This is a genomic window from Paraburkholderia lacunae, from assembly GCF_003353175.1.
GTDB lineage: Bacteria > Pseudomonadota > Gammaproteobacteria > Burkholderiales > Burkholderiaceae > Paraburkholderia > Paraburkholderia lacunae.
This window is the reverse complement of the sequence record NZ_QHKS01000001.1, coordinates 253,785-275,544: the sequence shown is the minus strand read 5'-3', so window position 1 is coordinate 275,544 and position 21,760 is coordinate 253,785. Positions and strand designations below refer to the sequence as shown.

Here is a 21,760-nt window from a genome sequence, read left to right as displayed (position 1 = left end):
TGCAGGCAAGCATCAACACCTACAACATCGTTCTCACGTGCCAAAGCTCAGGAAACAACACCACATCCAGCATCTTGCGCAGATAAGGCGCCCCGCTGGTGCCGCCAGTGCCCTGTTTAAACCCAATAATCCTCTCCACGGTGGTCACGTGCCGGAACCGCCATTGGCGAAAAGCATCTTCGAGATCGACGAGCTCCTCGGCCATCTCGTACAGCTCCCAATGCTGGGCAGGATTCCGATAGACCTCGAGCCAGGCGGCCTCGACGGAAGCATCATGAGTAGTAGGCTGCGTCCAATCCCTCTCCAACCTGGAAGGTGAAATGGCAAACCCGCGGCGCGCCAGCAACCGAACGACTTCATCATAAAAGGAAGGCGCCTCCAGCGAGGCTTTCACCTCGGCCAAAACCTCAGCCCGATGCGCATGCGGCTTGAGCATCTGCTCATTCTTGTTCCCCAGCAAAAACTCGATCTGCCGATACTGATAAGACTGAAACCCGGAGGAGCTGCCGAGGTAAGGCCGCATCGCCGTGTACTCGGACGGCGTCATCGTTGCGAGAACACTCCATGCCTGCACGAGCTGCTCCATGATCCGCGAGACCCGCGCCAGCATCTTGAACGCCGGCGGCAACTCGTCACGATGCACCGCCTTCAGCGCCGCGCGCAATTCATACAGCGCGAGCTTCATCCACAGTTCGCTCGTCTGATGCTGAATGATGAACAACATCTCATTGTGATCCGGCGACAGCGGATGCTGCGCATTGAGCACCGTCCCGAGCGACAGATAATCGCCGTAACTCATCGACTCCGAAAAATCGAGCTGCGCGTCGTGCCAGCCTTCGCCGGAAGCAGCACCCGCACCCGCCGCACCGCCGCCATGCCCAAACGGGCAACCCTGCGCCGGTTTCTCTTCCGGCAGACCAGGGGTTTGCATGTGATCGGTCATTGCGTGCTCCTCAGGTCACAGCGCCGCGCGCGGCAAATTCAGGTGCCCGCCAGCTCTCTTGCGTCAGCACGTCGCGCAGCGTTTCCACCGCATCCCACACATCGACAAAGCGCGTATACAGCGGCGTAAATCCGAAGCGCAACACGTGCGGCTCGCGATAGTCGCCGATCACGCCGCGCGCGATCAACGCTTGCATCACCTCGTAACCATGCGGATGCTCGAAGCTCGCATGCGAGCCGCGCTGCGCATGCTCGCGCGGCGTCACGAGCGTGAGCGGAAACTCGCCGCAACGCGCTTCGACCAGTTCGATGAACAGATCGGTCAGCGCCAGCGACTTCTTGCGGACCGCCTGCATGTCGGTTTGCAGGAACACGTCGAGTCCGCATTCGACCAGCGCCATCGACACCATCGGCTGCGTGCCGCACAGGAACCGGCCGATGCCGTCGTCGGGCTGATATGCCGGGTCCATCCTGAACGGCGCGCGATGTCCCCACCAGCCGGACAACGGCTGCGCAAACTCGTTCTGATGACGCTGCGGCACCCACACGAAGGCCGGCGAACCCGGACCGCCGTTCAGATACTTATACGTGCAGCCCACCGCGTAGTCGGCGCCAACGCCGTTCAGATCGACCGGCACCGCGCCCGCCGAATGCGCGAGGTCCCACAGCGCGAGCGCGCCCTTGTCGTGAATCAGTTTCGTCAACGCGGCCATGTCGTGCATGTAACCGGTGCGGTAGTTCACGTGCGTGATCATCGCGATGGCCGTGTCGTCGCCGATTGCGGCGGGCAACTCGGACGGGTCGTCGACGAGGCGCAATTCGTAGCCGCGGTCGAGCTGTTCGATCAACCCTTGCGCGATGTACAGATCGGTCGGGAAATTCGAACGCTCGGAGACGATCACGCGGCGCTTCGGATCGCGCGCGTTGGCCACGCGCACGGCGGCCGAGAGCAGCTTGAAGAGGTTGATCGAAATCGTATCGGTGACGACCACTTCGTTGTCGGCCGCGCCGATCAGCGGCGCGAGCTTGTTGCCGAGGCGGCGCGGCAACGCGAACCAGCCGGCGGTGTTCCAGCTGCGGATCAGGCCTTCGCCCCATTCGGCGCCGATCACGGTCTGCGCGCGCTGAGCGGCGGCGGCCGGCGGCACGCCGAGCGAGTTGCCGTCCAGATAGATGGTCGCCGGCGACAGCGCGAACTGGTCGCGCAGGGCGGCGAGCGGGTCGGCGCGGTCGAGCGCCAGTGCTTCGTCACGGTGGTTCATGGTGGTCCAGTCAGAGAGATCTGAATGATCAGAGAGAGTCGGGCAACGCGGTGGACAGCGACTCGGGCAAGGCGCGCAGCACGGCGCGCACAGGGCTCGCATCGAGCGTGGTCAGCTTGAGCGGCAGCGCGATCAGTTCGTAGTCGCCGGGCGCAACGGCGTCCAGCACGATGCCTTCGAGGATCGCCATCCGATGCGCGCGAATCCGCTGATGCGCGTCCATCGTCTTCGATTCCTGCGGATCGAGCGACGGCGTGTCGATACCGATCAGCTTCACGCCGCGGGCCGCCAGCAAGTCGATGGTCTCCGGCGCGACCGCGCAGAACGCGCTGTCCCAGGCGATGGTCGGTGCGTTGTTGTACGTGCGCAGTAAGACGCGCGGCGGCAGATCGCCGAGCGAGCCGGCCAGGTGTTGTGGCGTCACAACGGGCGAAGCGCCGATGCAATGAATCACGCGGCAGCGTCCAAGGTAAGCATCGAGCGGGACCTCGCCGATCGCAGCGCCTTCGGCGTCATAGTGCAGCGGCGCGTCGGTGTGGGCGCCGGTGTGCGGCGACAGCGTCAGCCGCGCGACGTTGACGGGCGAGCCCGCCTCCATGCGCCACACGCGCTCGATGCCGACCGGCGTGTCGCCTGGCCAGACCGGCGTCGCGGTATCGACGGCGGGGGTGATATCCCAGAGTGTGTCCATGTCTGCAGCGGTTAGAGGTGTCTATTGGGGAATGATAGGCGGCTTGTCGCGAAATGTGATTGCGAAAAAATCTCCTTCTTCGCCTTGTCTTGGAACATAATTTGAGGCAAACGGGAAAGGGAGACCGAATATGAACGCGATCTCGCTCGACGCCACCGATTGCCGTATCTTGACGGTGCTTCAGCAAGAAGGACGGATCAGCAATCTCGACCTGGCGGAGCGCATCTCGCTGTCGCCGTCGGCGTGTCTACGGCGCCTGCGTCTGCTGGAAGAGCAGGGCGTCATCGAGCATTACCGCGCCTGTCTGAACCGCGAGGTGCTGGGTTTCGAACTGGAGGCGTTCGTGCAGGTGTCGATGCGCAACGACCAGCAGAACTGGCACGAGCGCTTTGCGGAAGCGCTGCGGGATTGGCCGGAGGTGGTCGGCGCGTTTGTCGTGACCGGCGAGACCCACTATCTGCTGCGGGTGCTCGCGCACAATCTCAAACACTATTCGGATTTCGTGCTGCAACGCCTGTATAAGGCGCCGGGTGTGATGGATATTCGCTCGAATATCGTGCTGCAGACACTGAAGGAAGATTCGGGCGTGCCGGTGTCGCTAGTGACGAAAACCAGCGGCCATAACGCGCCGCATAACTGAATCAGGCCGCCCGTTGCCCGTGAAACGCGGCGGCGTGGCGGCGTGGCGGTCAGATCGATTTGAGTCCGTGGAACTGGCCGTTCTGGAAGATCAGCGGCGCGATTTCCGCGGCGTTCTCGTGCACGCCGCAGCGTTCCACCTCGCCGACGAAAATCACGTGGTCGCCTTCTTCGTAGCGGCTGCGGTTATGACATTCGAACCACGCGAGCGCACCGTCGAGCACCGGCATGCCGGTGTCGCCTTCGGCATGCGACACGCCTTCGAAGCGGTCGCCCTTCACCGTGGCGAACCGCTTGCACAGATCGAGCTGGGAAGCGGCCAACACGTTGACGACATAATGACTGTTCGCCTGGAACACCGGCATCGACGCCGAGCGTGTCGCGAGGCTCCACAACACCAGCGGCGGATTGAGCGAGACCGAATTGAACGAGCTGGCGGTGATGCCGATCAGCTGGCCGGACGCCGCGCGCGTGGTGATCACGGTGACGCCTGTGGCGAATTGGCCGAGCGCCTGTTTGAAGGCGGCCTGGTCGAAATTAGGCGGGCTGGCGCGCTTCATCGGACGGCAGCCTTCGGTGCAAGCCGGGAGAGCTCCCGGGTGAACTCATCGTGCGCGTGGCCGGAAACAAATGATTCGAAAGTCATAGTGAAAATCGTCGATTTGTCCCAATTTTAACTGCAATCGCGGCGGACTGGCCGCGACCTCTGCCGTTGAGTGGAAAAACCGCTAAGCTGGAAATTCTCGATTGCGGTACGAGTGTTGCGGGCAAGCAGATATCGAGCGAGCGGCGGGCGACCAACCGGCATCGGCCGACCATGAGAATCAAGGAGCGAGCAGCATGAGTCAGACAGGCGAAGTCGCCACCCTCGGTGGCGGGTGTTTCTGGTGCCTCGAAGCGGTGTATCTGGGCGTCGAGGGCGTGAACTCGGTGGAATCGGGCTATGCGGGCGGCCAGACGCGGCATCCGAGCTACGAGCAGGTCTGCGACGGCGAGACCGGTCACGCGGAAGTCGTCAACGTCGATTTCGATCCGGCGAAGATCAGTTATCGCGAGATTCTCGACATTTTCTTCGCGATCCACGATCCGACCCAGTTGAACCGGCAGGGCAACGACGTCGGCACGCAATACCGCTCGGTGATCTTCACGAACTCCGACGCGCAGCGCGAAACGGCGTTGCAGGCGATTCGCGAGATCGGCGCCGAAGGGATCTACGACGGCCAGATCGTCACCCAGGTGCTGCCGCTCGACGGCAACTACTGGCCGGCCGAGGCTTATCACCAGAACTACTTCGCGCAACATCCGAATCAGGGGTACTGCTCGTTCGTGGTGGCGCCGAAGGTCGCGAAGTTTCGTCAGAAGTTCGCGCATCGGATCAGGGCGAGCTGAGCGGCGCGGCTAGCCGTTCAAGTCGAGGGACGGCATGGGCGGTGGCTCGGTGAGCCGCTGCTTGCCTGGCCGTCGGCCGTTTGCCGTTTGCACGTGCAGTGCTGCTCAGCCTTGCCTGCTGAGCTGGCCTTCGCCTTCGAAGTACTCATGCTGGTCCGGCTGCGGGTCTGCCAGCGGATGCAGCGCATGCTCGTCCCGCTGCGGGTCTTGCTGCGGATGCGGCTCGTGCTCATGCTCATGAGCGAGGCGCGCGTAAGCTTCGATGATCGCGCGCGCCAGTTCCACGCAGCTTAACGGCGCCGAACCTTCCGCCTTGTTGTTGACCGCGATCACCACCGGCTGGCCGGCCAGCGCGTAGCGCGCGGCCAGTTCGGCGAGCGCGGCGCGGGTGGACGGGTCCTGGTCGACGAGCTGGTTGAACGGCTCGTACTTGGCCTTCGCTTGCTCGTATTTGAAGCCGCTGTGCAGACTCCAGCGCACGATCAGCGGGCCGGCCGGCTCGCGGTCGAGCAGCGCGAGCGCAGCCGCCTGGCGCAGCGGGTCAGGCATGCGCGCATGAATCCCCACGCAATACCTTACGCCCGCCGCTTTCAGCGTGCGGATAAAGCGCGGCGTCAGCAAACTCGCGTCGCGGATTTCGATCGCGTAGCAAGTGCCTGCCGGCAGCGTCGGCAACGCCGTCAGGAATTCGGCCAGGCGTTCGATGAACACGGCCGGCTGCGCGAGCATCTGATCCGGCAACGGCGAGAGCTGGAACACCAGCGCGCCGGCCTTCGCGCCGAGGCCTTCGAGGCAAGGCGTCACGAACTCGTCGATCGCCATTTGCGCATTCAGAAAGCATGGGTTCAGCGAGACCGGCTCGCCGCGTTCGGCGCGAACGGTGGCGTCGGTGATCGTCATCGGCGCTTTGACGATGAAGCGGAACTGTTCCGGCACTTGCTGTGCGTAGCGCAAGTATTCGGTGACCGTCAGCGCCTGGTAAAACGACCGGTCGATGCTGACGGTCTTCAGAAGCGGATGTGCGCCGTAGGCGCTGAGACCGTCGCGCGAGAGTTTGCTGTTGCTGTATTTGTCGCCGTAGACGATGCCGTTCCAACCCGGAAACGACCATGTCGAGGTGCCGAGATGGACCTGCGGCGGCAGTTGCGCGGCAAGGGCGAGCAGTTCGGCGGAGGGCGGGGCGGCCACGACGTCGCGGGCGCGGCGTTTTCTGGGGGCGTCGGCAGGGGCCGGCGAGGCGGCGGAGTCTGGCTCGGCGGTGATGTCTCGCGCGTCCTCTTCCTGCCAGAGCGTGACGGCGCCGCCTGCTTTTGCACGCGGCTGGCGCCGCCGATCAGACTGCTCTGTATCGGAAGGCGTTTCGCTTGCTGAGGTTGCGGTTGCGGTTGCGGTCGCGGTCGCGGCTCCGGCACGCGGGCGCTGCGGCGTGCCCGCGGCAGCAGGCGTCGCCGATGCCGCCGATGCCGCCGTATGCTCCACCGGCATCCCAAACAGATCGAACTGCACGGCTTCGGCGTTCTCGCCGTGCTCGACATTCAAGGATTGTTCAACTCCGCTCGTCCCGCTCTGATCCATCGATGTTCGACCTGCTGTTTAAAGTTTGCGCCGTGGCTGCCGCTCACGTACCCCTCACGTGCCCAGATGTACCTGGATTCGGCACGTCGCCGCGGCGCAACGGTATCACAGCGGCTTGTCGTACATGTAGCGGCGCGACCACGGCAAGGTTTTCGCACTGCGGCCGGCTTTGCGGCACACCACCTGGTAGATCGAGACGTCGTCGTTTTCGAACGCGTACGCGCAGCCTGCGAGATACACGCGCCAGATGCGGAATTTTTCGTCGTCGACCAGCTTGCGGGCTTCTTCCGCGTGTGTCTCGAAGTTTTCCGCCCAGATATTCAGCGTGTGCGCATAGTGACGGCGCAAACTTTCGACGTCAACCGCCTCGAGCCCGCCACGCTGCATCGCTTCCAGCGCGAGGCTGATGTGCGGCAGTTCGCCGTCCGGGAACACGTAGCGGTCGATGAACTCGCCGCCGCCGAGCGCGGTTTCGCCGCTGTCGGAATCACTCGACGTGATGCCGTGATTCATCACGATGCCGTCGTCGACGAGCAGATCGCGGATCTTCTGGAAGTAGCCCGGCAGATTCTTGCGGCCGACGTGCTCGAACATGCCGACGCTGGTGATGCGATCGAATTGCCCTTCGACGTCGCGGTAATCCTGCAGACGAATCTCGATCTGGCCTTCGAGGCCCGCGGCTTTCACGCGCGCGGTGGCGAGATCGAACTGGTTTTGCGACAGCGTCACGCCCACGCACTTCGCGCCGAATTTCTGCGCCGCGCGCAGCACCAGCGCGCCCCAGCCGCAGCCGATATCGAGCAGGCGCTGCCCGGGCTGCAACTGGATTTTGGTGAGGATGTGGTCGATTTTCCTGATCTGCGCGGTGGCGAGATCTTCATTGCCGTTCTCGAAGTACGCGCACGAGTACACCATGTTCTCGTCGAGCCACAGCTTGTAGAACTCGTTCGAGACGTCGTAGTGATACTGGATCGCCTTCTTGTCCGACGACTTCGAGTGATTGAAGTAGCGCCGCACGCGCGCCAGCTTGCTGGCGCTGGTGACCGTGCTGCGTGCGAGCGAATAGCTGATGTTGATGATGTCCGACAGCTTGCCTTCGATGTCGATCTTGCCCTTCACATAGGCCTCGCCGAGATTGTCGAGGCTCGGTTCGAGCAGGTAGGGCAGCGCCGTGGCGCTCTTCACGTGCAGCGTGACCTGGGGCGCGGCAAACTGCCCGAAGTCATGTTGCTGGCCGTCCCACAGCACAAGGCGCGCCGGCAGATTCGCCCTGGTTTTTACGTCTTCCACCCACTGCGCCAGCTTCTTCTCCCAGAACATGTGATTTCTCCGTGTCCATTGAATTAAAGCAAAGCCTGTGTGGACCGCCGCTCACCGCGTGATTCTTATGCCGCGAAGTGGCGCGCTCCGCGCCTCTCTCGCGCGCGCCCTGGTAGGCCGCGCGCCCGGAGGCGTCGTGTTCCGGTTCAAGGCGACAGGCGTGCGATATGCCAGCCGCTGCTTTCGCTTGAACGCGTGTAGAGCAGGCGGTCGTGCAAACGCGACGGACGGCCTTGCCAGAATTCGATTGCTTCGGGTACCAGACGATAGCCGCCCCAATGCGGCGGGCGCGGCGGTTGGTCGCCGTATTGCAGGCTGATTTCGCGTTCGCGCGTTTCGAGTTGCGAGCGGCTTTCAATTACCTGACTTTGATTCGATGCCCATGCACCGATACGGGAACCGAGCGGGCGCGACGCGAAATACGCGTCGCTTTCTTCCGCGCTGGTCTTGACGACGCGGCCTTCGATCCGCACCTGGCGTTCGAGCTCGATCCAGTAGAACAGCAGACTCGCATACGGATTGGCGGCGAGTTCGCGGCCCTTGCGGCTTTCGTAGTTGGTGAAGAACACAAAGCCGCGCTCGTCGACGCCCTTGATCAGGACGATGCGCGCTGACGGCCGGCCGCGCGAGTCGACCGTGGCCAGTGTCATCGTATTCGGCTCGGGCAGTTGGGCTTCGACCGCTTGTGCGAACCACGCTTCGAATTGACGGAACGGGTTGCGGTCGACATCGGCAATGTCCAACGAACCAAGCGAATAATTTTTTCGAAGTTCGGCGAGGGTGGTCATTTTCTTATGCGAACGCTACAGTCCGGCCAGTATAGCTAAGGAGCGAAATTTTTGCGCGCGGGCTGGTCAAGGTTTGGCGCCGCCAGTCGGCGCGCGCAATGCGTTTGAGCGCGATCAGGCAAAATACGACTGCGAACGCCGCAGTGTCGTCACTGAGTGTCGTTACTGAGCGTTGCCACGTTCTGTTTGCCTGCTTTTCAACGAGCCTTCCATCATGCCCAGCGCCACCACGCAATTTGATCTTACTACCAGCCTCGACGGGAGTGAAACCGCCGATCGCGCGCGGCGCTTCGGCGGTATCGCCCGGCTGTACGGCGCGCCGGCGCTCGCTGCGTTCGAGCGTGCGCACGTCGCGGTGATCGGCATCGGCGGAGTCGGCTCGTGGGTCGCGGAGGCTCTCGCGCGCAGCGCGGTTGGCACGCTGACGCTGATCGATCTCGACAATGTCGCCGAGAGCAACACTAACCGACAGATCCACGCGCTCGACGGCAACTACGGAAAACCGAAGGTCGAAGCGATGGCTGAACGCATCGGGGCGATCAATCCGTCTTGCGATGTGCGGCTGGTGGAAGACTTCGTCGAGCCGGATAATTTCGCGTCGACGCTTGGCGGCGATTTTGATTACGTGATCGATGCGATCGACAGCGTACGCACGAAAACCGCGTTGATCGCCTGGTGTGTCGAGAAGCAGCTGCCGTTGATCACGGTGGGCGGCGCGGGCGGCCAACTGGACCCCACGCGCATTCGCATAGACGATCTAGCGCTGACGATCCAGGACCCGTTGCTGTCGAAAGTGCGTGGACAACTGCGCAAACAGCACGGTTTTCCGCGAGGTCCGAAAGCGAAGTTCAAGGTGAGCGCGGTGTATTCAGACGAGCCTCTGATCTATCCGGAAGCAGCCGTCTGCGATATCGATGAGCAAGCCCAGCACGTGAGCACGTCGCCGGGACATACGGGGCCGGTCGGTCTGAATTGCGCGGGGTTCGGTTCGAGCGTCTGTGTGACCGCGAGTTTCGGTTTTGCGGCGGCCGCGCATGTGTTGCGGGCGTTGGCGAAACAGGCGGGATAGATCTGCTGAGTGCGCTCTGACAAATGCGCTCTGGTAAATGCGTTTCGTTAAGGGCGCTCTGTTAAAGACGAGTTGAAGCTGGGGTTGAAGCGGCAGTCAAAACGGCCATGAGGCGGAGGCAGGTTCAGGCGCGGCGCATCAATCAAACGGGCCGCACCTGAACACGCCACACCATTAAAACAGCGACGCGCTCAGCTTGCGCCGCCACTGCGATACCAGCTCCGGCTGGTGCGCCGCGAGATCGAACACCGAGAGCATCGTCTTGCGGCCGATGTCGTCGCGGAACGTGCGATCACGCTGCACGATCGCCAGCAGGTGCTCGAGTGCGCCCGCGTAATTGCGGCGGGCGATCAGCGCGCTAGCCAGATCGAAGCGTGCTTCGAGATCGGCCGGGTCCGCGGCCACGCGGGCTTCGAGTGCGTCGGTGGGCGGCAGATCTACCGCGGCATCCACGGCGTCGAGGCGGGTCTTGATCGCGTTGAAGCGCGGGTCCGTGCCTTGGGTGGTTTTCGACGACAGCAAGTCGACTTCATTGCGGGCTTCGTCGATCCGATTGTCTTCCAGCAGCAGTTCGATCAAGTTCATGCGCGCTTCGTCGAAGCCTGGATCGTAGGCGAGCGCGGCTTGCAGCGCTTCGTATGCGTCTTCGCGGCGACCTTCGGCGAGCGCGGCCTGCGCTTCCATGAGCGCCACATCCGCGCCTTGCGGCACGAGCCGGTCGAGAAACTCGCGCAGCTGACCTTCCGGCAGCACGCCGACGAACTGATCGACCGGCCGGCCGTCGGCAAACGCCATGACGTGCGGAATGCTGCGCACCTGAAAGTGCGCCGCCAGTTCCTGATTCTCGTCGACGTTCACCTTCACCAGCTTCCATTTCCCGGCGGCTTCGGCTTCGAGTTTTTCCAGCATCGGGCCGAGCGTCTTGCAGGGGCCGCACCACGGCGCCCAGAAATCGACCAGTACGGGGGCCAGCGTTGACGCGGTAATGACGTCTTTTTCGAAAGTGGCCAGAGTGGTGTCCATTGCGTCCTCGTCGATAAAACGGATTATTGATTTAGTTGGGGCCGAGCACCGCGATTTCAACGCACCTTGCGCTCATGCGCGCTCATTTGCGCACCGGCAGCGGAATCCATTCGGTTTCGCCCGGCACCTTGCCCATTTCCTGATTCGTCCAGGCGGTCTTGGCGGCCTCGATCTTTTCCCGCGAACTGGCGACGAAATTCCACTCGATAAAGCGCTCGCCGTCCAGTTTCTCGCCGCCGAGCAGCATCACGCGCGCGCCGTGGGTGCTGGCGAGCGTGACGGTTTCGTCGAGCGCCAGCACGGCCATCTGGCCTGCTTCGAGCGGCGTGCCGTCGATCTCCAGATCGCCGTCCGCCAGATAGACGCCGCGCTCTTCGTGCTCCGGTTCGAGCGCGAAGGCGCCGCCCGGCGCGAACTGTGCGGCGACATAGAGCGTGCCTGAAAATGTCGCCACCGGCGAGGTTTCGCCGAACGCCGTGCCGGCGATGACGCGCAGCGTGACGCCGTTGCGCTCGACCACCGGCAACGTATCCGCCGCGTGGTGGGTGAAGGACGGTTCGGTGTCTTCGTCGGCGAGCGGCAGCGCGACCCACGTCTGGATCCCGTGCATCGTGTGGCCGCTCGCACGGTCTTCGGGCGGCGTGCGCTCGGAATGGACGATGCCGCGGCCGGCGGTCATCCAGTTGACGTCGCCGGGGACGATCTTCTGCTCCGAGCCGAGGCTGTCGCGATGCATGATCGCGCCTTCGAACAGATACGTGACGGTCGCGAGGCCGATGTGCGGGTGCGGCCGCACGTCGAGACCCACACCGGGTTCGAGCGTCGCGGGGCCCATGTGGTCGAAGAAAATGAACGGGCCGATCAGGCGCGCCGCCATTGCCGGCAATACACGCCGCACGGTGAGATTGCCGACGTCGCGCAGATGCGGCTTGAGGACTGCTTTGATCGAAGAGGTCATGGACAGGCTCGGCTGGGAAGGGTGGCTTGGGGGTTTTGCTCAATGAACGATTCTACTGCGGTGCGGTAAATGCTGCGGTTTGCGGTGTTCCGCTGTTCTGGCGGCTCGGCGATCCAGCGATCCAGCGATCCAGCGAACCAGCGGTTCGGCGGTTGGCGGTCCCGCGGTGCGGCGATGGCGATGGCGATACGGCGATACGGCGATACGGCGATACGGCGATACGGCGATGCGGCGATGCGGCGATGCGGCGATTCAACGCCCCAGCGAACAAGCGTTCCGTGAATCCGCAACGCGCGCAAGCGCTCGACGCGTCCGGCTCAGCTAAACTGCCAGATTCAACAATTAAATGGAGACTGGGATGTCGCCCAGGGACCTACTGCTCGCGCTGGTCGTCGTCATCGCGTGGGGCGTCAATTTCGTCGTGATCAAGGTGGGGCTGCATGGCGTACCGCCGATGCTGCTCGGCGCGTTGCGCTTCACGCTCGCGGCGGTGCCCGCGGTGTTTTTCGTCAAGCGGCCGCAGATGCCGTGGCGCTGGTTGCTCGCATACGGCGCGACCATCTCGTTCGGCCAGTTCGCTTTTCTGTTCTCGGCGATGTATGTCGGCATGCCGGCCGGGCTCGCTTCGCTCGTGTTGCAGGCGCAGGCGTTTTTCACGCTGATATTCGCAGCGCTGGTTCTGCGCGAGCGCTTTCGCGTATCGAACGTCGCCGGTCTGCTGATCGCGGCGGGCGGCCTCGCGGTGATCGGCCTGCAAGGCGGCCACGCAATGACGCTCGCCGGCTTCGTCCTCACGCTGTGCGCCGCGTGTTGCTGGGCGCTCGGCAACATCGTCACCAAGAAGCTCGGCAATGTCGATCTGGTCGGGCTGGTGGTGTGGGGCAGTCTGATTCCGCCGTTGCCGTTTTTCGCGCTCTCGTATGCATTCGAGGGGCCGCAGCGGATCGTCACGGCGTTGTCAGGCATCGGCGCTACGTCGATCTTCGCGGTGGTGTACCTCGCGTTCATCGCGACGCTGCTCGGTTACGGCTTGTGGAGCAGGCTGTTGTCGCGCTATCCGGCGAGCCAGGTGGCGCCGTTTTCGCTGCTGGTGCCGATTGTCGGGCTGGCGTCGGCGTCGCTGTTGCTTGACGAGCGGTTGTCCGCTGCGCAGGTCGTCGGCGCGCTGCTGGTGATGGCGGGGCTGGCGGTGAATGTGTTCGCGGCCGGGTCGTGCAACTATTATCGCCGGCACGCTGATCGCCAGTGCATCGTGACGCAGTTGAAAAAAACAGCCGCGTTTTCATTGAATGCGTGAACTGCACCCCAAAAGTTGGACCGGTGTCCAACCTGGCGGGGTCGGTTCATATCGAGCGGCTTTTTTTCCATCGAGCGAGTCGTGACGTGTCATCGCGCAGCGCGGTGACACGCGATGACACGCCGGGCATCAAGTCATGCGGTTTTTCGCCAACGGCGGATTTGCAGCGAAATAACGCTTGATGCCGCTCATGATCGCATCGGCCATCTTGTCGCGATAGGCGTCATCGTTCAGGCGCCGCTCTTCGTCCGGATTGCTGATGAAGGCGGTCTCCACAAGGATCGACGGAATGTCCGGCGCCTTCAGCACCGCGAACCCCGCCTGTTCGACCGAACCCTTATGCAGCTTGTTGATGCCGCCGATTTCCTTCAGCACGAAGTCGCCGTAGCGCATCGAATCGCGAATCTGCGCGGTGGTCGACATATCGAACAGCGCGCGGTTGACGGTCGCGTCGGCCGATTTGATGTTGATCCCGCCGATCTGGTCCGACGAGTTCTCCTTGTTCGCCATCCAGCGTGCGGCCGCGCTCGACGCGCCGTGCTCCGACAACGCGAATACCGACGAGCCCTTCGCTTCGGGCGTGGTGAATGCGTCGGCGTGGATCGACACGAACAGGTCCGCGCCGACACGCCGTGCTTTCTGCACGCGCACATTGAGCGGCACGAAGAAGTCGGCGTCTCGCGTCATCATTGCGCGCATGTTCGGCTGCGCATCGATCTTCGCGCGCAGCTTCTTGGCGATGTCGAGTGCGACGTGTTTCTCGTACGTACCCGAGCCGCCGATCGCGCCCGGGTCTTCGCCGCCGTGGCCAGGGTCGATCGCGACAGTCAGGAGACGCACGGTGTTGCTCTTGCCGGATTTGGGCGCGGTGAACGCGTAGGTATCGTCGCCGTCGCTGTCGCCGCCATTGATGCCGCCGCTGTTGCCTGCGCTGTTGGCTCCTTTATTGCGGGCAATTGCGGTAGGCGGCGCAGCTGGCGTAGCCGGCGCTGCGGGCTTGCCCAGCATCGGCGGAACGGGCGCGGGTGTCGGCGAGATGTGCACCGGCGGACGCGGCACGCCGGACGCGGACCCGCTGCTGCCGTTCTGCGCGTAGCGCTCGAAGAACGCTTCGCTGTTGTCGGCGGTGGGCGGCGTGGCGCCGGGACCGTTCAGCGTGGCCGGCGGTGCGCTGTTTTCGTTCAGGCTCTGTTCCTTGCGCTCGGTCTGCGCGAGCAGATCCATCAGCGGATCGGGCGCGACGGCGGGGTACAGGTCGAACACGAGCCGGTACTTGTACGTGCCGACCGGCGTCAGCGTGAACACCTGCGGCTTTACCGAACCCTTCAGGTCGAACACCATCCGCACGACATGCGGCTGATATTGGCCGACGCGCACCGATTGAATCTGCGGATCGTTCGGCGTGATCTTCGACACCAGATCCCTGAGCGCCTGATCGAGATCGAGGCCGTTCAGATCGACCACCAGCCGGTCCGGGCCTTGCAGCAGATGCTGGGTGTTTTGCAAAGGCTGATCCGATTCGATCGTCACGCGCGTGTAATCCCGCGCCGGCCAGACGCGCACGCCGAGCACGGAACTGGCTCGCGCGAGACGCGGCGCAACGAGGCCGAGCACCAGCGTGGAGGCGCCCGCGCGCAGAATCTGGCGGCGCCGCCAGTTATGCGTTGCGGTAGCCGCCGATTCGATCGAGCGGAACGGTTTGATCAACATCTTTCGAGACATGCCTTTCCTGATTCGCTGTATGCCCGTGCGACGAGCACCCGGCCGTCGCCCTCGCTGTCCAGCTCGAGCGAGAAGACGAGGTCCGGCAAGCCGAGGAGCCGCCCCGCGCGTTGCGGCCATTCGACGAGGCAGATCGCGCCGCGGTCGAAGTACTCGCGAAAGCCCGCGTCGGCCCATTCGGCCGGATCGGTGAATCTGTACAGATCGAAGTGATAGAGCGCGAGTTCCCCTGCGGCTCGCTCGAGCACATACGGTTCGACGAGTGTGTACGTCGGACTGCGCACGCGGCCGGTGTGGCCGAGGCCGCGCAAGGTCGCGCGCACGAGCGTGGTCTTGCCGGCGCCGAGGTCGCCGATGAGCTGTACTTGCAGTCCGTGGAATGTCCCATCACCCTTGGCCTCCGGCGTGTGTTGCCGCGCTTGTTGCAGCATTGCGCGCACGCTTTCGATCGCCTGCGCGAACCGCGCGCCGAATGCGTGGGTGGCGGCTTCGTCCGCGAGCGCGAAAGTGCGTTCGAGCAGGACATCGGCGGGCGGTTGGATCGCGAGATCGGAATTGACGGGCATTCTCGTAAAATGGCGTGATGAACCGAAGTCCGAAGTCCCCCGTTTCCCGCACGCCTGCGTCCGCTGACGATGCGCGTGCTGTGCGTCATTTCGATGAAGCGGCGCTGGAAGCGCTCGCGCGACGCATCAAAACATGGGGCCGTGAACTGGGTTTCGGGGCGATCGGCATTAGCGATACCGATCTCTCCGCTGCCGAAGCGCCGCTTGCAGCATGGCTGGAGGCGGGTTGCCACGGCGAGATGGATTATATGGCGAAACACGGGATGAAACGTGCGCGGCCCGCCGAGCTTGTGGCCGGCACGCGACGTGTGATTACCGCCCGCATCGCCTATTTGCCCACGCAGATGCCGGGCGCAAAGGCGGCCGAAAGCACGCTGTCCGATGCGGCGCCGGTGCCGCAAAACTGGCGCGCCGCCGAACATGCGCGGCTCGCGGACCCGTCGGCCGCAGTGGTGTCGATCTATGCGCGGGGCCGCGATTATCACAAGGTGATGCGCAACCGTTTGCAACATCTGGCCGACAAAATCGAAGCGGAGATCGGCGCGTTCGGCTATCGCGTGTTCACCGATTCCGCGCCGGTGCTGGAAGTCGAACTCGCGCAGAAGGCGGGTATCGGCTGGCGCGGCAAGCACACGCTGCTGCTGCAACGCGACGCCGGTTCGCTGTTCTTTCTCGGCGAAATCTATGTCGATGTGCCGTTGCCCACGGATGCCGACACCGCGCCCGAACAGGCACCCGAAACCCCGGGTTCGCACTGCGGCAGTTGCACGCGCTGCATCTCCGCGTGTCCGACCGGCGCGATCGTTGCGCCATATAAGGTCGACGCGCGCTTGTGCATTTCATATCTGACGATTGAACTGAAGGGCAGTATTCCCCTGGAATTGCGGCCGCTGATCGGCAATCGTGTATATGGCTGCGACGATTGTCAGCTCGTGTGTCCATGGAACAAGTTCGCGCAGGCCGCGCCGGTCGCCGATTTCGACGTGCGGCACGGGCTCGATCGCGCGACGCTGGTCGAGCTGTTCGGGTGGAGTGCGGACGAGTTCGATACGCGCATGCAGGGCAGTGCGATTCGCCGCATCGGCTATGAGTGTTGGCTGCGCAATCTGGCGGTGGGGATGGGCAATGCGCTGCGCGCGCCGCGTGAAAGCTTGAGCGAAGATGCGCGCGCGGCAATTGTGGCCGCGTTGCGCTCGCGCACCGGCGACCCTTCCGCGCTGGTGCGCGAGCATGTGGAATGGGCGTTGGAAGCGGCGTAAAGTAGCGGCATTCCGATGGGGCGTCTGTTCCTGGTTGGTTTCTTCTGGAGCGCCTGCAGCCCATGCAGGTACGCTACCCTGGAACCTGGAACACCGTGCCAGTCATGAGGCAAGCAACCATGTTCAACGCAGTGATCGATGCGCCGTTCGGCAAGGTCGGCATCCGCATCGAAGGCGGCGCGGTGCGCGCGATCGTCTATCTGCCGGAGTCGATGCAGAATGTCGCGCCGGACACGCCGTTGGCGAAGCGGGCCGTCGAGCAGATCGAGCGTTATTTCGAGCGGGCGTCCGCCAAGTTCGAATTGCCGCTCGCGCCGATCGGCACCGCGTTTCAGAAACGCGTCTGGCAGGCGATCAGCGGCATCCCGCCCGGCGTCGTGCTGACCTACGGGCAATTGGCGAAGCAAGTGGGCAGCGCGCCGCGTGCGGTGGGGCAGGCGTGCGGCGCCAACTATTTTCCGATCGTGATTCCGTGTCACCGGGTGGTGAGCTCGAGCGGCATCGGCGGCTTTGCGAATCACGCCGAAGACGGCTTCTTTCGCAACGTCAAGCGCTGGCTCCTGGCGCATGAAGGCATTCCCTACGCATGAGCGACACACTGACTGACGACGCGCCCGCCGCGTCCCCCCTGTTTCTGGCGAGCTCGGCGTCGATCGACGCTTTCTGCGACGCGTTGTGGCTCGAGCACGGTCTGTCGCGCAACACGCTCGACGCATACCGCCGCGATCTGCGGCTTTTTTGCGAATGGCTCGCCCAGACCCGCAACAAATCGCTCGATACCGCCGGCGAAGCCGATCTCACCGCCTATAGCGCGGCACGTCAGAAAGACAAATCGACTTCGGCGAACCGGCGGCTCTCGGTGTTCCGCCGTTACTATGGCTGGGCGGTGCGCGAGCATCGGGCGAATGTCGATCCGACGCTGCGCATCCGCTCGGCCAAACAACCGCCGCGTTTTCCTTCGACTCTCACCGAAGCGCAGGTCGAAGCGCTGCTCGGCGCTCCCGATATCGGCACGCCGCTGGGACTGCGCGACCGCACGATGCTCGAACTGATGTACGCGAGCGGTTTGCGCGTCACCGAACTCGTCACGCTGAAGACGGTGGAAATCGGGCTGAACGAAGGCGTGGTGCGCGTGATGGGCAAGGGCTCGAAAGAGCGCCTGATTCCGTTCGGCGAAGAGGCGCACGGCTGGCTCGAGCGTTATCTGCGCGAAGCGCGGCCGGCGTTGCTGGGCGCTCGCGCGGCCGACGCGCTATTCGTCACGACGCGCGCCGAGGGCATGACGCGTCAGCAGTTCTGGAACATCATCAAGCGGCACGCCGCGGCGGCCGATGTGCACGCGCCGCTGTCGCCGCACACGCTGCGGCACGCGTTTGCAACGCACTTGCTGAACCACGGCGCCGACCTGCGTGTCGTGCAACTGCTGCTCGGCCATACCGATATCTCGACCACGCAGATCTATACGCACGTGGCCCGTGAGCGCTTGAAGTCGCTGCACGCGCAGCATCATCCGCGGGGGTAATCGGCGCTTGCTGTCACGGTTGCCATCATCGTTGCCGTTGCGTTAGACGAGCTCGCGCAGCCGGTGCTTGAGAATCTTGCCCGTCGATGCCGCCGGCAGGGCAGCGAGCACTTTCACTTCGGCAGGACGCTTATACGGCGCGAGACGTGCGCCGCACCACGCGATCAGTTCTGCGGGCGTCACTTTGGCGCTCGCCGTCAATTCGACGAATGCGACCACCTCCTCGTTGCCTTCGACCGCGCGTCCGATCACCGCCGATTGCACGACCTCCGGATGCGCGTTCAACACATGCTCGACCTCGGCCGGGTAGACGTTAAAACCCGAGCGGATGATCAACTCCTTGCTGCGCCCGACGATATGCAACGCGCCGTCCGCGTCCTGGCGCGCCAGATCGCCGGTCCTGAGCCAGCCCTCGGCGGTGACGGTTGCGCGAGTTTGCTCCGGGTTGCGGTAATAGCCGAGCATCACGTTCGGTCCGCGCACCCACAGCTCGCCGGTCGCGCCCGGTGCTGCTTCGATGCCGTCGAGCCCGACGAACCGCACCTCGACCCCCGGAATGACCTCGCCGACCGAGCAGTCGCTGCGCGGTGCATCGAGCATGGTGTGTGAAATGGTCGGGCTGCTTTCGGTCATGCCGTAGCCGTTGTGCAGCGGCAGGCCGTAGACGCTTTCCACCTGCGCTTTCAGCGCGGCGTCGAGCGGCGAGCCGCCCGAATAGGCAAAGCGCAGATGTGGCGCGGACCATGCGTGACCGTGGGTCTGCAAATGTTCGAGCAGTTTCGCGTGCATGGCCGGGACGCCCTGGAAGATCGACACGCGCTCTTCGGCGAGCGCGCGGCGCACGGCTTCCGGCGCGAAACGCGGCGCGAGGCGCAGCGTCGCGCCGGCGTGCAGACTGCCGAGGCAAACCGATGCGAAGCCATACACGTGCGAGATCGGCAGCACGGCGTACACGACGTCGTCCGGACCGACTTGGCGCAGGCGGCTCGACACGGCCGCGATGAACAGCAGATTGCGGTGCGACAGCATCACGCCCTTCGGCGCGCCGGTTGTGCCGGTGGTGTAGATCAGCGCGGCGCATTGGCGCTCGCCGGCGGATTCGACCGGTTCCGCTTTCACGGTGTCGTCCACCGCGTAGGACCATGCACCGATATCCGGCGTGATGGCGGGCGCCTGGCGGGCTTGATGGCGCTGCGCGTGCTGTTGCGCATCGGCCGAGCTTTCGACCGCATACGCGACCACGCGAGGCTGCGCGTGTGCACGGATCGTATCGAGTTCGGTAGCGGACAGGCGTGCGTTCGACACCAGTGCCCACGCATCGAGCCTCGCGGTTGCAAACAGCAGCACGATCTGCACGATGCTGTTTTCCGCGACGATCATCACGCGATCGCCGCCGCGCACGCCCCATTCGCGCAGCAGCGCGGCAGCGGCGTCGACGGCTTCCCGCAGTTGCGCACTGGTGAGACGGCGCGCATCCTCGATCAAGGCGACGTGCTGCGGATCGCGCGCGGCCGCGAGCGCGGGAATATCGGCGATACGCGCGGGCAACGCGGCCAGCAGCGCGGGAATATCGACGGCATGACGGGTGGACGAAGCGAGGCTCAAGGCTGTCTCCAGAAAACGGTGTGATGCCCGGCATGCGTTGCGCCGGAAGATTTTCGAACGATCGTGCCACAGCCGCCGAGCCCGCACAATTGGCCGAACGGCCAATAGCCGTTGCGCAAACTCGCCTTTACAATGCGCCGATGAGCAAATCCAGACACGTCTCCGAAACGCCCGCGACGCAGTTTTTGCGCCGTCACGGCGTCACCTTCGGCGAACATCCTTACGATTATGTCGAGCACGGCGGCACGGGGGAATCGGCGCGCCAGCTCGGTGTGGACGAACATCACGTCGTCAAGACCCTGGTAATGGAAGACGAGCACGCGAGGCCGCTGATCGTGTTGATGCACGGCGACCGTACCGTCAGCACCAAGAACCTCGCGCGGCAGATCGGCGCGAAACGCGTCGAGCCGTGCAAGCCCGAGGTGGCGAACCGGCATTCCGGTTATCTGATCGGCGGCACCTCGCCGTTCGGCACGCGCAAGCAGATGCCGGTGTACGTGGAGTCCACGATTCTGGAACTGGATCGGGTGTGGTTGAACGGCGGGCGGCGCGGCTTTCTGGTCAGCATTGCGCCCGCGGTCGTGACCGAATTGCTGGCGGCGAGGCCGGTGCAATGCGCGAGCGTCGATTGACGTTTGCCTGAATGTTTTCCGGGCGGGCGGGTTCGGTAGAATGTGCGCCGTTTCGTTCCCTGTTGCGGTTGGGGTATCGAGTTTCAGACCGCCGATCCTTATATAAGAGTCCCAGATGCAAAACCTGATCGTTGCTGTCGTTGCCTACCTGATCGGTTCGGTGTCGTTTGCCGTGATCGTGAGCGCAGCGATGGGGCTGGATGACCCGCGCTCGTACGGCTCGGGCAATCCGGGCGCCACCAACGTGCTGCGCAGCGGCAGCAAGAAGGCCGCGATTCTCACCCTGATCGGCGATGCGTTCAAAGGCTGGCTGCCGGTGTGGTTCGTCGTGCACTTCGGCGCACGTTACGGGCTCGACGACACCTCGGTGGCGATCGCGTCGGTCGCCGTGTTCCTCGGTCACCTGTATCCGATCTTCTTCCGCTTCAAGGGCGGCAAGGGCGTCGCGACCGCGGCGGGCGTGCTGCTCGCGATCAACCCGATTCTCGGCCTCGCGACCTTGCTGACGTGGCTGATCGTGGCGTTCTTCACGCGCTATTCGTCGCTGGCTGCATTGGCCGCAGCGGTGTTCGCACCGCTCTTCGACGGCTTTCTGTTCGGGCCGCACATCATCGCGCTGGCCATCGTCGTGATGAGCTCGCTGCTGGTGTGGCGGCACCGCGGCAACATCGTCAAGCTGATGCGCGGTCAGGAAAGCCGCATCGGCGACAAGAAAAAGGCCGACTCGGCAGCGAGCACGGCGGCGGGCAACGATCTTTGAGGGGCTGGGCGTTGCGCCTCCGGTCACGCCTCGAGTCACGCCGCTAAGTCACGCCGCTAGCCTCGAGTCACGCCGTTAGATTACGCCGCTGAGTTGTGCCTTCAAGGCGCGCCTACCGGCGGAGCGCCTTGGCCCGGCCGCCGCGTTGGCGCGCCGGGAGCGGGATTTAGTCGCGGAAGTTGTTGAAGTCGAGCGGCGTGTCGGTCACGTCCTTGCGCAGCATCGCGATCACGCTTTGCAGATCGTCGCGCTTGGCGCCGGTGATACGCACCGCGTCACCCTGAATGCTCGCCTGCACCTTGATCTTGCTGTCCTTCACGAGGCGCACGATTTTCTTCGACAGATCGCCGGACACGCCCTTCTTGATCTTGATGACCTGCTTGACCTTGTCGCCGCCGATCTTCTCGATCTTGCCGTAGTCGAGGAAGCGCACATCCACGTTGCGCTTGGCCATTTTCGACAACAGCACGTCTTTCACCTGGCCGAGCTTGAAGTCGTCGTCCGCGTAGGCCGTGATTTCGTTTTCCTTGTGTTCGACGCGCGCGTCCGACCCTTTGAAGTCGAAGCGGGTTGAAATTTCCTTGTTGGACTGCTCGATCGCGTTCTTGACTTCGATCATGTTCGCTTCGCAGACGACGTCGAACGATGGCATTGCTTTCTCCCAATAGTGCTGCGGTGCGTGACGCGGCCGGACGGCTGCGCACGGGGCACTCGCTATAATCACGGACCGGACGTCATTTT

21 protein-coding genes and 1 pseudogene are annotated in these 21,760 nt (G+C 63.8%); 9 read left to right on the top strand and 13 right to left on the bottom strand.

Going from position 1 to position 21,760, the window contains the following annotated elements; genetic code table 11:
• Positions 1-19: 19 nt before the first annotated feature.
• From kynA to kynB, 3 genes are read right to left on the bottom strand one after another with little or no spacing between them, the layout of a single operon-like run.
• Positions 20-943, bottom strand: a complete 924-nt coding sequence (kynA, locus tag DLM46_RS01325) for a tryptophan 2,3-dioxygenase (protein WP_115098904.1) — start codon at positions 941-943, stop codon at positions 20-22.
• 10 nt (positions 944-953) lie between these two features.
• Positions 954-2,204 carry a kynureninase gene (gene kynU / locus DLM46_RS01320; RefSeq protein ID WP_115098903.1) on the bottom strand — a complete coding sequence of 417 codons (1,251 nt, stop codon included), beginning with the start codon at positions 2,202-2,204 and terminating at the stop codon, positions 954-956.
• 28 nt (positions 2,205-2,232) lie between these two features.
• On the bottom strand, positions 2,233-2,895 hold the full coding sequence (kynB, locus tag DLM46_RS01315) for an arylformamidase (RefSeq protein WP_115098902.1): 663 nt from the start codon (positions 2,893-2,895) through the stop codon (positions 2,233-2,235).
• 130 nt (positions 2,896-3,025) lie between these two features.
• On the opposite strand from kynB, the gene DLM46_RS01310 reads away from it, so the two are divergent.
• On the top strand, positions 3,026-3,535 hold the full coding sequence (locus DLM46_RS01310) for an Lrp/AsnC family transcriptional regulator (RefSeq protein WP_115098901.1): 510 nt from the start codon (positions 3,026-3,028) through the stop codon (positions 3,533-3,535).
• Positions 3,536-3,584: 49 nt separating this feature from the next.
• Here the strand turns inward: DLM46_RS01310 and DLM46_RS01305 are convergent, their stop codons facing one another.
• Positions 3,585-4,094, bottom strand: coding sequence for a flavin reductase family protein (locus DLM46_RS01305; protein WP_115098900.1), 510 nt, complete (start codon positions 4,092-4,094; stop codon positions 3,585-3,587).
• 280 nt (positions 4,095-4,374) lie between these two features.
• Here DLM46_RS01305 and msrA point away from each other — a divergent pair, with 280 nt between their 5' ends.
• On the top strand, positions 4,375-4,923 hold the full coding sequence (gene msrA / locus DLM46_RS01300; RefSeq protein ID WP_115098899.1) for a peptide-methionine (S)-S-oxide reductase MsrA: 549 nt from the start codon (positions 4,375-4,377) through the stop codon (positions 4,921-4,923).
• 105 nt (positions 4,924-5,028) lie between these two features.
• Here the strand turns inward: msrA and DLM46_RS01295 are convergent, their stop codons facing one another.
• The 3 genes from DLM46_RS01295 to pdxH all read right to left on the bottom strand — a co-directional run bounded on the left by DLM46_RS01295 (position 5,029) and on the right by pdxH (position 8,606).
• Positions 5,029-6,498, bottom strand: coding sequence for a DUF72 domain-containing protein (locus tag DLM46_RS01295; RefSeq protein ID WP_115098898.1), 1,470 nt, complete (start codon positions 6,496-6,498; stop codon positions 5,029-5,031).
• Between the two features lie 105 nt (positions 6,499-6,603).
• Positions 6,604-7,818: an SAM-dependent methyltransferase gene (locus DLM46_RS01290; RefSeq protein ID WP_115098897.1), complete on the bottom strand. Its 1,215-nt coding sequence runs from the start codon at positions 7,816-7,818 to the stop codon at positions 6,604-6,606.
• Positions 7,819-7,964: 146 nt separating this feature from the next.
• Positions 7,965-8,606 carry a pyridoxamine 5'-phosphate oxidase gene (pdxH, locus tag DLM46_RS01285; protein ID WP_115098896.1) on the bottom strand — a complete coding sequence of 214 codons (642 nt, stop codon included), beginning with the start codon at positions 8,604-8,606 and terminating at the stop codon, positions 7,965-7,967.
• A 214-nt stretch (positions 8,607-8,820) separates the two neighbouring features.
• On the opposite strand from pdxH, the gene tcdA reads away from it, so the two are divergent.
• Complete coding sequence (gene tcdA / locus DLM46_RS01280; RefSeq protein WP_115098895.1) at positions 8,821-9,675, top strand: tRNA cyclic N6-threonylcarbamoyladenosine(37) synthase TcdA; 855 nt, start codon at positions 8,821-8,823, stop codon at positions 9,673-9,675.
• Positions 9,676-9,849: 174 nt separating this feature from the next.
• On the opposite strand, the gene trxA is transcribed toward tcdA, so the two are convergent.
• Together trxA and DLM46_RS01270 are read right to left on the bottom strand one after the other, a co-directional pair.
• Positions 9,850-10,698, bottom strand: coding sequence for a thioredoxin (gene trxA, locus DLM46_RS01275; protein WP_115098894.1), 849 nt, complete (start codon positions 10,696-10,698; stop codon positions 9,850-9,852).
• 82 nt (positions 10,699-10,780) lie between these two features.
• Entirely contained in the window at positions 10,781-11,656 is an 876-nt protein-coding gene (locus DLM46_RS01270) for a pirin family protein (RefSeq protein WP_115098893.1), read from the bottom strand.
• Positions 11,657-12,014: 358 nt separating this feature from the next.
• Here DLM46_RS01270 and DLM46_RS01260 point away from each other — a divergent pair.
• Positions 12,015-12,895, top strand: a pseudogene (locus DLM46_RS01260) (EamA family transporter).
• A 187-nt stretch (positions 12,896-13,082) separates the two neighbouring features.
• Here the strand turns inward: DLM46_RS01260 and DLM46_RS01255 are convergent.
• A complete protein-coding gene (locus tag DLM46_RS01255; protein ID WP_115098891.1) occupies positions 13,083-14,675 on the bottom strand; it encodes an N-acetylmuramoyl-L-alanine amidase in 1,593 nt (530 codons plus the stop codon).
• Positions 14,657-15,241 (bottom strand): tRNA (adenosine(37)-N6)-threonylcarbamoyltransferase complex ATPase subunit type 1 TsaE, encoded by a 585-nt coding sequence (tsaE, locus tag DLM46_RS01250; RefSeq protein WP_115098890.1) that lies wholly within the window; start codon positions 15,239-15,241, stop codon positions 14,657-14,659. The genes DLM46_RS01255 and tsaE overlap by 19 nt, the downstream gene beginning before the upstream one ends.
• A 17-nt stretch (positions 15,242-15,258) precedes the next feature.
• Here tsaE and queG point away from each other — a divergent pair, with 17 nt between their 5' ends.
• The 3 genes from queG to xerD all read left to right on the top strand — a co-directional run bounded on the left by queG (position 15,259) and on the right by xerD (position 18,022).
• Entirely contained in the window at positions 15,259-16,500 is a 1,242-nt protein-coding gene (gene queG, locus DLM46_RS01245) for a tRNA epoxyqueuosine(34) reductase QueG (RefSeq protein WP_115098889.1), read from the top strand.
• Between the two features lie 119 nt (positions 16,501-16,619).
• On the top strand, positions 16,620-17,090 hold the full coding sequence (locus DLM46_RS01240) for a methylated-DNA--[protein]-cysteine S-methyltransferase (RefSeq protein WP_115098888.1): 471 nt from the start codon (positions 16,620-16,622) through the stop codon (positions 17,088-17,090).
• Positions 17,087-18,022, top strand: coding sequence for a site-specific tyrosine recombinase XerD (gene xerD / locus DLM46_RS01235; protein WP_115098887.1), 936 nt, complete (start codon positions 17,087-17,089; stop codon positions 18,020-18,022). The genes DLM46_RS01240 and xerD overlap by 4 nt, the downstream gene beginning before the upstream one ends.
• A gap of 42 nt (positions 18,023-18,064) precedes the next feature.
• Here the strand turns inward: xerD and DLM46_RS01230 are convergent, their stop codons facing one another.
• On the bottom strand, positions 18,065-19,627 hold the full coding sequence (locus DLM46_RS01230) for a class I adenylate-forming enzyme family protein (RefSeq protein WP_115098886.1): 1,563 nt from the start codon (positions 19,625-19,627) through the stop codon (positions 18,065-18,067).
• A gap of 140 nt (positions 19,628-19,767) precedes the next feature.
• On the opposite strand from DLM46_RS01230, the gene DLM46_RS01225 reads away from it, so the two are divergent.
• Positions 19,768-20,259, top strand: coding sequence for an aminoacyl-tRNA deacylase (locus DLM46_RS01225; protein WP_115098885.1), 492 nt, complete (start codon positions 19,768-19,770; stop codon positions 20,257-20,259).
• Between the two features lie 115 nt (positions 20,260-20,374).
• Entirely contained in the window at positions 20,375-21,019 is a 645-nt protein-coding gene (plsY, locus tag DLM46_RS01220) for a glycerol-3-phosphate 1-O-acyltransferase PlsY (RefSeq protein WP_115098884.1), read from the top strand.
• 166 nt (positions 21,020-21,185) lie between these two features.
• Here plsY and DLM46_RS01215 read toward each other — a convergent pair whose 3' ends face one another.
• Complete coding sequence (locus DLM46_RS01215) at positions 21,186-21,671, bottom strand: YajQ family cyclic di-GMP-binding protein (protein WP_018421633.1); 486 nt, start codon at positions 21,669-21,671, stop codon at positions 21,186-21,188.
• Positions 21,672-21,760: the final 89 nt, after the last annotated feature.